Below are 13,222 nucleotides of genomic sequence, written 5' to 3' on the forward strand. Positions count from 1 at the left end.
GGAATACACATGGCCCTGACTCATTCAACCCCGCCCCGTTCCACCCCAGGCCGTTTCGCCGCCGGCCGCAGCCTCGACATCGTCTGCCTCGGACGCCTGGGCGTCGATCTCTACGCTCAACAGGTGGGCGCGCGGCTCGAAGACGTCTCCACCTTCGCGAAGTATCTGGGCGGCTCCTCGGCGAACATCGCCTTCGGCTGCGCGCGTCTGGGCCTGAAGTCGGCCATGCTCACGCGCGTGGGCGACGACCATATGGGGCGCTTCCTCGTCGAAACGCTCACGAAGGAAGGCTGCGACACGAGCCATGTGCGCGTGGACCATGAACGCCTCACGGCGCTCGTGCTGCTGGGCCTGAAAGACCGCGACACATTCCCGCTGATTTTCTACCGCGAGAACTGTGCCGACATGGCCGTCGATGCGGGCGACTTCGACGAAGCCTTCATCGCCTCCTCGAAAGCGCTGCTCATTACCGGCACGCACTTCTCGACCGAACAGGTGAATCGCACGAGCCTCACCGCACTCGACTACGCGCGCCGCAACAACGTGCGCACCGTGCTCGACATCGACTACCGTCCCGTGCTCTGGGGCCTAACCGGCAAGGCGGACGGCGAGACGCGCTTCGTCGCGAGCGAAGGGGTGAGCGCGCATTTGCAGCGCATCCTGCCGCATTTCAATCTCGTGATCGGCACCGAGGAAGAGTTCCGCATTGCAGGCGGCAAGGAATCGCTCGTCGATGCGCTCAAGCGCGTGCGCGAAGTCACGGAAGCGACGCTGCTCGTCAAACGGGGGCCGCTCGGCTGCCAGATCGTGGAAGGTGCGGTGCCCGTCTCGATGGACGATTTGCCCATGCAGCGCGGCGTGGAGGTCGAAGTACTCAACGTGCTCGGGGCGGGTGACGCTTTCGCCTCCGGCTTTCTTTCGGGCTGGCTGCGCGACGCCTCGCTCGAAGACTGCGCGCGCTCGGCCAACGCGTGCGGCGCCCTCGTCGTCTCGCGGCACGGCTGCGCGCCCGCCATGCCGACGCCCGTGGAACTCGACTACTTCCTGCGCGAAGCGGCCGCCGACCCCGTACGCATGCGCCGCCCCGACCGTGACGCGACGCTCGCGCGCCTGCATCGCGTGACACCCGCGCGCAAGCGGCACGACGAAGTGCTCGGCTTCGCGTTCGATCATCGCAACCAGTTCTTCGATCTCGCGCAGCAAACCGGCGCTAGCGAAGCGCGCATTTCGTATCTGAAGAATCTCTTCGTCGAAGCGGTCGCGCAGACCGAACGCACGCTCGGCTTGCAGGGACGCATCGGTGTCCTGATCGATGACCGCTACGGCCAGGATGCGCTCAACGCCGCAACCGGCCGCGGCTGGTGGATCGGCCGCCCGGTCGAGTTGCCGGGCTCCGTGCCGCTCGTGTTCGACCATGGCCGCTCGATCGGCACGACGCTCGCGTCCTGGCCCATTGATCACACGGTGAAGTGTCTCGTGCAGTTCCACCCCGACGAGCCCATCGAACAGCGTCTCGAACAGGAAGCGCAACTGCGCGCGCTTTACGACGCCACCCAGGCGAGCGGCCACGAACTGCTGCTCGAAGTGATTCCGCCGAAGCTTAACGGCAAGCCGAACGCGCCCGATACGGTCTATCGCGCGCTCAAGCGGCTCTACAACATCGGCCTCTATCCGGAGTGGTGGAAGCTCGAACCGACGGGCGCCGCGCAATGGCGCGAGATCGACGCGCTAATCGCCGAACGCGACCCGTATTGCCGCGGCGTCGTGCTGCTCGGACTCTCCGCGCCGATCGACCAGCTCGTGGAGGGCTTTCGCGCGGCGGCCGTCTCGAATACCTGCCGGGGCTTCACAGTGGGCCGCTCGATCTTCTATGAACCGAGCCTCGCCTGGCTCGCAGGCGAAATCGGCGACGACGAGGTGATCGCCCGCGCGCGCCGCGCCTTCGAAACGCTGATCGGCGCGTGGCGCGCCGCGCGCACCGACGCTCGAGGTGCGCACGACAACCATGAGGAGAAGGCGGCATGAATCAACGCATTGCTCCTGGCGACTACGCCGCGCAGGAAAGCGCGCAGAACGCAGTACCCGCGGCACACACGAGCACCGTGCGGCTTACGGCGGCGCAGGCGCTCGTGCGCTATCTCGCTGCGCAGCGCGTGGCGAGCGAGGACGGCTCAGGCCGCACGGAGCCGCTATTCGGCGGCGTGTTCGCGATCTTCGGTCACGGCAACGTGGCCGGCATCGGGGAAGCGCTTTATCAGTATCGGCACGAACTGCCCACGCTGCGCGCGCACAACGAGCAGGCCATGGCGCACAGCGCGATCGCCTATGCCAAGGCGCATTTTCGCCGCCGCATGATGGCGGTGACGACCTCGATTGGCCCCGGCGCGACGAATCTCGTCACGGCGGCCGCGCTTGCGCACGTGAACCGCTTGCCGGTGCTGCTGTTGCCCGGTGACATTTTCGTGTCGCGCGAACCCGATCCGGTGTTGCAGCAGATCGAGGACCTGCACGACGGCGGCCTCTCCGCTAACGACGCGCTGCGCCCCGTCTCGCGCTACTTCGACCGCATCGTGCATCCCGCGCAGCTGCTCACGGCGCTGCCGCGCGCGCTGCGCGTGCTCACCGACGCCGCGCTCTGCGGCCCCGTCACGCTCGCGCTGCCGCAGGACGTGCAGGCCATGGCATGGGACTATCCGGCGAGCTTCTTCACGCCGCGCCTCGTGACATTCCACGCCCCAGCGCCTATTCAGACCGAGATCGATGCGGCGCTTATGCAGTTGCATCGCGCGAAGCGCCCGCTCATCGTCGCGGGCGGCGGCGTGCTCTATTCGCGCGCCTCGCAGGCCTTGCAGACGCTTGCGGCCTCGCGCGGCATACCCGTGGCCGAAACGCAGGCGGGCAAAGGCTCGCTCGCGTGGGACGACCCGCTCAACGTCGGTGCGCTCGGCGTGACGGGCTCGCCCGCCGCCAACGAACTGGCGCGCGACGCCGACTGCGTGCTCGCCGTGGGCACGCGTTTGCAGGACTTCACGACCGGCTCGAACTCGCTCTTTGCGAACGCGCATGTGATCGGCGTGAACGCCAACGGCTTCGACGCGCTCAAGCACGACGGCCTCGCCGTGCAGGCCGACGCGCGCCAGGCGCTCGCTGCGCTCAACGACGAACTGATCAACTGGCGCGCCGACGCGAACTGGAGCGCCCGCGCCCAGCGCCTCGCGGGCGACTGGCGCGCGAGCATCGAGCGCCTCACGCACGCGCCGCAGGAACGCAACCGCCTGCCGTACGACGCCGATGTGATCGGCGCCGTGCAGCGCTCGTCGAGTCGTTCGTACACCGAAGACATCGTCGTCTGCGCGGCCGGCACGCTGCCCGCCGAGCTGCACAAGCTCTGGCGCGCGGGCCAGCCCGGCGCCTATCACGTTGAATACGGCTACTCGTGCATGGGCTACGAGATCGCGGGCGGCCTGGGCGCGAAACTTGCGCGGCCCGATCGCGAGGTCATCGTCATGGTGGGCGACGGCAGCTATCTGATGATGAACAGCGAGATCGCCACCTCGGTCATGCTGGGCGCGAAGCTCATCATCGTCGTGCTCGACAACCGCGGCTACGGCTGCATCAACCGGTTGCAGCAGGCTTGCGGCGGCGCGCCGTTCAACAACCTGTTCAACGATTGCGCGCAAGGGCCGCTCGGCGCCCCTCGCATCGATTTCGCCTCGCATGCGCGCTCGCTCGGCGCGCAGGCCGAGCACGTGGCGAACGTCGCGGAACTCGAAGCGGCGATGCAACGCGCGCGCGCTTCGTCGCGCACTTACGTGGTCTCCATCGACACCGACCCCGCGCGCACGACGGAGGAAGGCGGCTGGTGGTGGGAGGTCGCCGTGCCCGAGGTGTCCACGCGCGCCACCGTGCGCGAGGCGCGCGAGCGCTATGAAGAGCAGGTCGCGCAGCGCAGCGGACGCGCGCAAGTCGGCGAAGACGCGCCCGCCGGCGACGACGAACCCGGCAACGCATAACGCCTCTGACGACACAGACATCGAGGAGCGCACATGAGCGCATTTGAAGTACGTATCGGCATCAACCCGCTGTCGTGGATGAACGACGACCTGCCCTCGCTCGGCGGCGAGACACCGCTCTCGCAGGCGCTGACCGAGGGACGCGAGATCGGCTACGAGGGCTTCGAGCTAGGCAACAAGTTTCCGCGCGAGCCGCAGGCGCTCAAGGCGCTCCTCGCGCAATACGATCTGTCACTCGTCTCCGGCTGGTACTCGGGCATGCTCGCGCGGCGCAGCGTCGAGGAAGAGATCGCCGCGGTCGAGAAGCATCTGGACCTGCTCGCGCAGAACGGCGCGACCGTGATGGTCTACGGCGAAGTCGCCGATTCGATCCAGGGCGCGCCGCGACCGCTCTATCAGCGCCCGCGCTTTTTCAGCGACAAGCAGTGGGACGACTACGCCGCGCGCGTGGACGCCTTCGCGCGCCATACGCTCTCGCGCGGCGTGCGGCTCGCGTACCACCATCACATGGGCGCCTATGTCGAAACGCCCGCCGACGTCGACAAGCTGATGGCACGCACGAGCGACGCCGTGGGCCTGCTGTTCGACGCGGGCCATATGACGTTTGCAGGCGGCGACCCCGTCGCCGAACTCGACAAGCACATTGCACGCGTATGCCACGTGCACTGCAAGGACGTGCGCCCCGCCGTCATGAAACTCGCTCGCAACCACAACTGGAGCTTTCTCGACGCCGTGCTCGCCGGCGCATTCACCGTGCCGGGCGACGGCGCCGTCGATTTTCCCGCGATCATCGCGCGCCTGAAGCGTCACGGCTATCGCGGCTGGCTCGTCGTCGAAGCCGAGCAGGACCCGGTGATCGCACCGTCGTACGAATATGCGCAAAAGGGTTACCGTAAGCTGCGCACGCTCGTCGATGCGACGGACACCCAATCGAAGGAGGCAGCATGACTCTGCTGGTCAAGGCCGCGCGCGAAGGCCAGACGATCGCGCGCGTCACGCCCGACACCGCGGGCTGGCGCTACGTCGGCTTCGCCGCATACCGGCTCGAAGCGGATGAACTCGTCTACGTGAGTGAGCCCGATCGCGAGAGCTGTATCGTCGTGCTTTCGGGAGCGGTGGATATCGAGGCAGGCGGCGAGCGCTGGTCGAGCCTCGGCTCGCGCGACAGCGTCTTCGAAGACGCCGCGCCGTATGCCCTTTATGTGCCGCCCGGCGTGAAAGCGACCGTGCACGCCAGACGCAACGCCGAAGTGGGCGTGGCGAGTGCGCCCGCCAAAGGCACGCTGCCCGTTCGCCTCATCGAGCCCGCGCAGATGAAGCGCTCCACGCGCGGCAAGGGCGCGAATACGCGCTACGTCTGCGATATCCTGCCGCAAGACGCGCCCGCGGAATCGCTGCTCGTGGTCGAGGTGCGCACGCCGTCGGGCCATTCGTCGAGCTACCCGCCGCACAAGCACGACGCCGACCGCTTGCCGCACGAAAGCGCGCTCGAAGAAACCTACTATCACCGGCTCAATCCGCAGCAGGGTTTCGCGTTCCAGCGCGTGTACACCGACGCGCGCGATCTGGACGAAACGATGGCCGTGGAAAATCACGACGTCGTGATGGTGCCGCGCGGCTATCACCCGGTCGTCGTCCCGTATGGCTACGACTCGTACTACCTGAACGTGATGGCGGGCCCCACGCGCGAATGGCACTTCCACAACGACCCGGCGCACGAGTGGATCATCGAGCGCGACGCGAAGTGACGCGCCCATAAAAAAACGCCGCGTGTAGAACCACGCGGCGCTTTTCATCGTGTCCGCAGCGAGCGACGAACGGCAACGGCATCAAGCCAGCCGGAATTTCCCCACCAGCCGCTTGAGCACCTTCGCCTGATCGTCGAGCGATTGTGCCGCGGCGGTCGCCTCTTCCACGAGCGCCGCGTTCTGCTGCGTGCCGGCGTCCATCTGCGTGACCGCGCGGCTGATTTCCTCGATGCCCGAGCGTTGCTCGCGCGAAGCCGCCGAAATTTCGCCGATGATGTCGTTCACGCGCCGCACGGCCTTCACGACTTCGTCCATCGTCGAGCCCGCGTCCTGCGCCAGCGTCGAGCCATTCGATACGCGCTCGACCGACGCGCCGATCAGCGCCTTGATCTCCTTGGCCGCCGCCGCGCTGCGCTGCGCGAGGCTGCGCACCTCGCCCGCCACCACGGCGAAGCCGCGCCCGTCCTCGCCCGCACGCGCCGCTTCCACGGCGGCATTGAGCGCGAGAATGTTGGTCTGGAACGCAATGCCCTCGATGACGCCGATGATGTCCGCGATGCTCTTCGCGCTGTCGTTGATCTCCTGCATCGTCGCGACCACGCGCCCCACTACCGAGCCGCCTTTCTCCGCGATTGCCGAGGCGTTGCCCGCCAGCGTGCTGGCCTGCTCCGCGTTCTCGGCGTTCAGGCGCACCGTGGACGTGAGCTGCTCCATGCTGCTCGCCGTGCGCTCGAGCGCCATGGCCTGTTCTTCGGTGCGGCGCGACAGATCGAGATTGCCGGTCGAGATTTCGCCCGAGGCGGAGGCGATCGCCTCGGCGCTGGCCGCAATCTCGGCCACCGTGGTCGAGAGACCCTTCTGCATGTCGCGCAGCGCGCCCAGCATGCTCGCCGCGTCGCGGGCGTGAACCGTGACGGGCTGGGCGAGATCGCCGGCCGCGATACGTGCCGCGATGGCCTTGGCGTGCGCGGGCTCGCCACCGAGTTGCCGCGCAATGCGGCGCACGACCCATTCGCTCACGAAGAAGGCGAGCACGAACATGGCCACCGTCGCCACGGCCATCATCACGAACGACGACTTGAAGATGAACTCGGCCTTCGCGAGGGTCGCCTTCGCGGCCGTGCCGCGCTGCGCGACGAGGTCGTTGACGAGCGTTTCGAGCTTGCCGGTCTCCACGAGCAGCGAGACGTCCTGCGTGCCCACCTGCCAGCTCATCTGCGAGAGATCGAGCGGCTGCTGCTTCACGAGCGTCACAAACTCGCGCAGGTGTCCGCTCCACGCCGTGGTCGCATCGGCGAGCTTCTTTTGCAGGGCGAGCGCGTCGCCGCCCTGCTCCTGTGCGTATTGCTGCAGCTGGCTCATGCCGCGCTCCAGCGCGCCGAGATCCTTGTCGATGTCCTGGCCCAGTTCGTCGCGCTCGCGCGCCGTGGTCGCGGTGAGCAGCATTTTCTGCGCGCGGCTCGCGCGCAGCACGTGGCCGCGCGCTTCCTCGGCCGCACGGCTCGCCACGTAGCCTTGTTCGTAGATCGATTGCGTCGAGCCGTTGAGACGGCTGATTTGCGCGAGCGAAATCGCGCCGATGGCGAGCGTGCCGATCAACACCAACGCGAAGGCGAGGCGCAGTGTGGCCTTCACGGAAAGCCGCGAGCTGCGCGTCGCCGCGCCAGCCCGTCCCGTTTTGCGTTGCTGCGCGTTCGCCGCGCCGCTTGCCGGATCCTGCGGCGCAAACCCTGCGTGGCCGCCGCCTTGCGATACTGCTTTCATTTTGGTCTCCAGCATTGTTGTCAGGCTCAGCGCCATCGTTCTTGATTTGCGCTACGCCTCAACCCCGGTCTACGGCACACCGCCGCGCATTCTTTAACGCCTTCGCGCGCGGCTGCGGCTCGTATTCCGGCCCCGTAATGCACGCCTCGTGGGCGCGCACATCGGCGGTTTATACACGGCCAAAATGAGATGCCAAAAATCCCGCATGAATTTTGTGTACTGGCTCCCGCCCTTGCGGCATAGGGCCGCAGGGCAACGGTGCGTCGCCCATGTCCGATTCTCGACAAATCTTGTCCGTACAGTTCAAGCAAGACACATTACACTGCGCTCATAACTCTTATACATGTCCTTTCATGCCGTCGCCGCTGCCCGCCAGGCGTGGTGCCCGCTGAATACTCTCTGCTGCTACCGACAACATGGAAACCAGTCTCGACAAGCGCGCCCTGCCGGGCGCCGCCGCGGGTTCGTCCGCGGCCGCTTCTGCCCCCGCCGCGGGCGCGGTGCAACGCACCGTCTACTCGGTGCTGGGTGCGATCAGCTTCTCGCACCTGCTCAACGACATGATCCAGTCGCTGATCCTCGCCATCTACCCGATGCTCAAGGACAACTTCTCGCTGTCGTTCACGCAGATCGGCCTCATCACCCTCACCTACCAGATCACGGCGTCGATGCTGCAGCCGCTGGTGGGCTTCTTCACCGACAAGCGGCCGCTGCCGTACTCGCTGCCCGTCGGCATGGGTTTCACGCTGTGCGGCCTGCTGCTGATGTCGGTCGCGCCGACTTTCGGCGTGCTGCTCGTGGCGGCCGCCCTGGTGGGCTGCGGTTCGTCGGTGTTCCATCCCGAGTCGTCGCGCGTGGCCCGCATGGCGTCGGGCGGGCGTCACGGCCTCGCGCAGTCGCTGTTCCAGGTGGGCGGCAACGCGGGCACGTCGCTCGGGCCGCTGCTCGCCGCCGTGATCGTCATTCCGCACGGCCAGCGCAGCATTGCGTGGTTTTCGGCGGCGGCGCTCGTCGGCATGGTCGTGCTCACGCAGATCGGCCGCTGGTACAAGGCCCATCCGGCGATGAAGAAAAAGCGCGCCGAGGTGGCGCACGTCACGCTCTCGCGCAAGCGGGTGGCGACCGCCATGGGCGTGCTCGTGCTGCTCGTGTTCTCGAAGTACTTCTACCTCGCGAGCATCAACAGCTACTTCACGTTCTATCTGATCGACCGCTTTCACCTCTCCGTGCAGGCCGCGCAGATCCATCTGTTCGTGTTCCTCGCCGCGGTTGCCGCCGGCACGATCATCGGCGGCCCGGTGGGTGACCGCATCGGCCGCAAGTATGTGATCTGGGTCTCGATTCTCGGCGTGGCGCCGTTCACGCTGCTGCTGCCTTACGCCAACCTGTTCTGGACCGGCGTGCTCACGGTGATCATCGGCGTGGTGCTGGCCTCGGCGTTCTCGGCCATCCTCGTGTACGCGCAGGAGCTGATTCCCGGCAAGGTGGGCATGGTCGCGGGTCTCTTCTTCGGCTTCGCGTTCGGCCTCGGCGGCATCGGCGCAGCGGTGCTCGGCCAGTTGGCGGACGCGACCAGCATCGGCTTCGTCTACAAGGTCTGCTCGTTCCTGCCGCTCATCGGCGTCCTCACCGTGCTGCTGCCCGACGTGGAAGGCAAGCGCGCGAAGAAAACCGCATAAGCGCAGCGGCGCACGCGTCGCTCGGCAAAACGGCCGGACGCCCCTCGGGGCTCCGGCCGTTTTCGTTGTGCGCCTGCACACGCTTTGCCTCGCCGCGACTTCGTACTAGGCTTGTGGTTGGCCGCCGCCTCCGGCCCGCCAGCGAGCCCCTTCGGCCCGGCGCAAGGCGGCGCTTTCGAGACGCCCGCGCACGAGGTTCGCCATGCAACTGTCCACGGTAGAGATCGAAAAACCCGAAGCCACCAACTTCATCCTCGGCCAGACCCACTTCATCAAATCCGTCGAGGATCTGCACGAGGCGCTCTACGGCACGGTGCCGGGCATCCAGTTCGGCCTCGCGTTCTGCGAGGCGTCGGGCAAGCGGCTCGTGCGGCGCTCCGGCACCCAGGACGCGCTCATCGAGATGGCGACGCAAAACGCGTTGCGCATCGCGGCGGGTCACTGCTTCATCGTCTTTCTCGGCGACGGCTTCTTCCCCATCAACGTGCTCAACACGATCAAGGCCGTGCCCGAGGTCTGCCGCATCTTCTGCGCCACCGCGAACCCCACGCAGGTGCTGATCGCTGAGACGGATCAGGGGCGCGGCATCGTCGGCGTGGTGGACGGCATGCCGCCGCTGGGCGTCGAGGCCGAGGACGACGTACGCTGGCGCAAGGACCTGTTGCGCGCCATCGGCTACAAGGCCTGAGCGCCGATGGGAACGCTGGGCGCGGCAATCGAGCGGCAGACGGCGCACGCGCTCGCCTGCGGCGCGCTCCATCCCATCGAGACGGCGCATACCTTCATCGACGATGGCGGCATGCGCTTCTCCGTGCGCGTGGCCGCGAATCTCGCGCGCAAGGAGGCGGCGCGGCTCACGCCGCAGACTTCGACTGCGTCTGTTCCGCAGCCCCCGCGCGATCCGTTCCTGCCTTACGAGCCCGATCTTTTCGTCGGCGACCTCTCGCCCACTCACGTTGCGCTGCTCAACAAGTTCAATGTGATCGGCCGGCATCTGCTGATCGTGACGCGCCGCTACGAGCCGCAGGAGGCGCTGCTCGACGCGGCGGACTTCGCCGCACTGATCGCGGTGCTGCGCGAGATCGACGGACTCGGGTTCTACAACGGCGGCGCAGCCGCGGGCGCGAGCCAGCCGCACAAGCATTTGCAGATGGTGCCGCTGCCGCTCGCAGGCGATGCGCCTCACGCGGCGCCGCTCGAAGCGCTGCTCGGCGGTGCGCAGGCGGTCCACGGCGCGCCTCCCATCGCGATCGTGCCGGGGCTCGCGTTTCGCCATGCATTCGCGCGTCTCGATCTCGGCCCCGAGGCCGGCACGGCGGAAGATGCCGCGCATGTCGCACTCGGCTGCTATCGCGCGCTGCTGGACGCGGCGGGCGTGCCCGCTGTCGACGTGGGCGGCGTCGCGCATCAGGGCGCGCCCTACAACCTGCTCGTCACGCGCCAGTGGATGCTGGTGGTGCCCCGCACGACGGAATGTGTCGAAGGGATTTCGGTGAACTCGCTCGGCTTTGCCGGCTCGTTCTTCGTGCGCAATGCGGCTCAGTTGCAGACGCTCGCGCAACTCGGCCCGATGACGGCGCTCGAACGCGTGAGCGTGGCGCGTTGAGGCGTTGAGGCGCTGAGGCGCGTCTGGCCGACCGCGTCTGGCCGACCGCGTCTAGCCGACGACGAGCGGCTCGAGCGCCGCGCACAGCGCATCGGGCAACGCGCTCACGGGCCGGCGCGTCGCCCGATCGACGTAGACATGCACGAAATGACCCTGCGCCGCGGGCACGTCCTCGCCTTCGCGAAAGAGCCCGACCTCGTAGCGCACGCTCGACGACCCGAGGCGAGCCACGCGCAGCCCCGCCTCCACGCGCTCCGGAAACACGAGCGGCGCGAAGTAGTTGCACTGCGTTTCGACGACGAGCCCGATGGTCATGCCGTGCTCGATGTCGAGCGCGCCCGCGCGAATCAGATACTCGTTCACCACGGTGTCGAAGTAGCTGTAGTAGACGACGTTGTTCACGTGGCCGTAGACATCGTTGTCCATCCAGCGCGTGCCGATCGGCAGGAAATGACGATACCCGGAGCGGGCGACGGTGACGGGTCGGTTCATCGAGGAGATCCAGGGAGGGCGTAGCGGGAAAGCGTCGCTCGGCGCGCGGCCATCACTGGCCCGGACGCTCGACGAACTCGAACGGCAGGCCGCGCCGGCGCATCCATTCGCCGAGCGCCTGGCCCGTGCCCGCGCGCCACGGCCGCAGCTTCGCGGGCTCGACGAGGCGGTATTCGAGCAGTTCCGGCGAGAGCGCGATCGTGCCCGACGCCTTCACGTGATACGCGATGATGAGTTCGTTCTTGCGGATGAACTCGTACACACCAATCAGTTCGACGCTCTCGGCGCGCAGCGCGGTTTCCTCGTGCACCTCGCGCGCGATGCCCTCCTCTGGGGTTTCGCCGTTTTCGAGAAAGCCGGTGATGAGCGCGAACATGCCTTCGGGCCAGGCCGCGTTACGGGCCAGCAAAATGCGGCCCTCGTACTCGACGATCGCCGCCACGACGGGCAGCGGATTGTTCCAGTGGACGTAGCCACAGGCGTGGTCCGGGCAGGCGAGACGCACACGGCCGCCTTCGTGGGCGGGATCGGCGCGCTCGGTCAGACGCGTGGCGCAGCGCGGGCAAAACTGGTATTCGCTCATGGGGGAAAAGGCAGGGGTCGATGGCGCTGGGAACCAGCCGCGCGGCCCGGTGGACACGCTCGCGGCTTGCGCGAAAGCGTCCATTCTAGTGTGCTATCAACGTCCGCGTGCGGCCTCGCGCGTATGCCAGGCCCGCCAGACGAGCCCGATTGCGCCGGCCACTAGCGCACCCGCCGCGAGCCACAGCGAAGGCGAGAACGAGCCCGTCGACGCCGCGAGCGGCGCGGCCACGAGCGGCCCCGCGATCTGCCCGACGCCATAGGCGGCCGTCGCATAGCCCATCAGCGCGGCGGCATGCTCGCCGCGCAGCAGACGCGCCTCGCGCATCGCGAAGAGCGTGATCGCCGTGAACGGCAGGCCGATCAACACGCTGCCGAACGAGAAGCCCGCGGCGTTGGGCCAGATGATGCCAAGCGCGATGCCCACGGCCTGCAGCACGTAGGCGCCCGCCAGCATCAGGCGGTTGTCCCAATGCAGCGGAAGCCGCGCAGCCAGCAGCGCGCCGGCGATCAGCGCCGCACCGAGCATCGGCCAGAACAGGTCGGGCCACGCCGAGCCGGGCAGCGCATGGCGTGCGATCACGGGCAGGAACGTCGCCGTGATGATGTAGCCGAAACCCGGCACGCCGTAGAGCAGCACGAGCCAGAAGGCGTCGGCGCGGCGGCCGTCGCGCTCCGCGTGCGCGGCGTTTGCCGCAGCACGCGCGGCGGGGCGCGGCGCGAGCGCGCGCGTGTCTTCGCCAAACGTCGACCAGACGACGGCGGCGAGCAGCGCGCTGATCAGCCCGAAGCCGATCCAGCCCGTGCGCGCGCCGAGACCGCCGGCCGCGCTCACGAACAGTCCGGTCGCAATGATGCCGACGCCGGGACCGGTGTAGATCACGCCGCCCCACTCGTTCGCGCCGAGCTGCGCGAGCCGCCGCAGGCCCCACTGCGAGGCGAACACGAAGGTCCACGCGCTTACCGCGCCCGCCACGAAGCGCACCACGGCCCAGATCCAGAACTGCTGCGTGAGGCCCATCGCGAGCGTGAGGAGCACGGTGACCACGAGGCCCGCACGCACGATCCTCGCGGGCGCCATGCGCAGCGCGGCGCAGCTGATCGCGCCCACGAAGTAGCCCGCGTAGTTCAGCGAGGCGAGCCAGCCGCCGTGACGCAGGTCGAGCGCGCCGCCGTGCAGCATCAGCGGCAGGAGCGGCGTAAAGGCGAAGCGCCCGACGCCCAGCGCAACGGCAAGGGACACCATGCAGGCCAACGCCGCACGTCGCCCGGCATGCGGGCGGGGTTCGGAAACGTGGACGGTGCCGGGGACGTAGTCGTTCATGAGATCAGCGGATT

The 13,222-nt window shown here is 67.8% G+C and carries 11 protein-coding genes; 7 read left to right on the forward strand and 4 right to left on the reverse strand.

Going from position 1 to position 13,222, the window contains the following annotated elements:
* Positions 1-9: 9 nt before the first annotated feature.
* From iolC to iolB, 4 genes are read left to right on the forward strand one after another with little or no spacing between them, the layout of a single operon-like run.
* The gene (gene iolC, locus AB4Y40_RS02540) at positions 10-2,025 is read left to right on the forward strand and encodes a 5-dehydro-2-deoxygluconokinase (protein ID WP_141710892.1); all 2,016 of its coding nucleotides are present in this window, start codon (positions 10-12) and stop codon (positions 2,023-2,025) included.
* Complete coding sequence (iolD, locus tag AB4Y40_RS02545) at positions 2,022-4,013, forward strand: 3D-(3,5/4)-trihydroxycyclohexane-1,2-dione acylhydrolase (decyclizing) (protein ID WP_368686303.1); 1,992 nt, start codon at positions 2,022-2,024, stop codon at positions 4,011-4,013. Before iolC ends, iolD begins: the two co-directional genes overlap by 4 nt.
* 33 nt (positions 4,014-4,046) lie before the next feature.
* Positions 4,047-4,961, forward strand: a complete 915-nt coding sequence (gene iolE, locus AB4Y40_RS02550; protein WP_368686304.1) for a myo-inosose-2 dehydratase — start codon at positions 4,047-4,049, stop codon at positions 4,959-4,961.
* Positions 4,958-5,761: a 5-deoxy-glucuronate isomerase gene (gene iolB / locus AB4Y40_RS02555; RefSeq protein ID WP_368686305.1), complete on the forward strand. Its 804-nt coding sequence runs from the start codon at positions 4,958-4,960 to the stop codon at positions 5,759-5,761. Before iolE ends, iolB begins: the two co-directional genes overlap by 4 nt.
* Before the next feature lie 81 nt (positions 5,762-5,842).
* Here the strand turns inward: iolB and AB4Y40_RS02560 are convergent, their stop codons facing one another.
* Positions 5,843-7,525 carry a methyl-accepting chemotaxis protein gene (locus tag AB4Y40_RS02560; protein ID WP_368686306.1) on the reverse strand — a complete coding sequence of 561 codons (1,683 nt, stop codon included), beginning with the start codon at positions 7,523-7,525 and terminating at the stop codon, positions 5,843-5,845.
* Between the two features lie 416 nt (positions 7,526-7,941).
* On the opposite strand from AB4Y40_RS02560, the gene AB4Y40_RS02565 reads away from it, so the two are divergent.
* From AB4Y40_RS02565 to AB4Y40_RS02575, 3 genes are all read left to right on the forward strand, one after another.
* On the forward strand, positions 7,942-9,204 hold the full coding sequence (locus AB4Y40_RS02565; protein WP_368686307.1) for an MFS transporter: 1,263 nt from the start codon (positions 7,942-7,944) through the stop codon (positions 9,202-9,204).
* 202 nt (positions 9,205-9,406) lie between these two features.
* A complete protein-coding gene (locus tag AB4Y40_RS02570; protein WP_368686308.1) occupies positions 9,407-9,892 on the forward strand; it encodes an adenosine-specific kinase in 486 nt (161 codons plus the stop codon).
* A 6-nt stretch (positions 9,893-9,898) separates the two neighbouring features.
* Positions 9,899-10,810, forward strand: coding sequence for a DUF4922 domain-containing protein (locus AB4Y40_RS02575; protein ID WP_368686309.1), 912 nt, complete (start codon positions 9,899-9,901; stop codon positions 10,808-10,810).
* A gap of 51 nt (positions 10,811-10,861) precedes the next feature.
* On the opposite strand, the gene AB4Y40_RS02580 is transcribed toward AB4Y40_RS02575, so the two are convergent.
* From AB4Y40_RS02580 to AB4Y40_RS02590, 3 genes are all read right to left on the reverse strand, one after another.
* Entirely contained in the window at positions 10,862-11,302 is a 441-nt protein-coding gene (locus AB4Y40_RS02580; protein WP_368686310.1) for an acyl-CoA thioesterase, read from the reverse strand.
* Between the two features lie 52 nt (positions 11,303-11,354).
* Positions 11,355-11,885, reverse strand: a complete 531-nt coding sequence (locus tag AB4Y40_RS02585; protein WP_368686311.1) for an NUDIX domain-containing protein — start codon at positions 11,883-11,885, stop codon at positions 11,355-11,357.
* A 96-nt stretch (positions 11,886-11,981) separates the two neighbouring features.
* Positions 11,982-13,208 (reverse strand): YbfB/YjiJ family MFS transporter, encoded by a 1,227-nt coding sequence (locus AB4Y40_RS02590; protein WP_368686312.1) that lies wholly within the window; start codon positions 13,206-13,208, stop codon positions 11,982-11,984.
* Positions 13,209-13,222: the final 14 nt, after the last annotated feature.

This window comes from Paraburkholderia sp. EG287B (genome assembly GCF_040965595.1).
GTDB lineage: Bacteria > Pseudomonadota > Gammaproteobacteria > Burkholderiales > Burkholderiaceae > Paraburkholderia.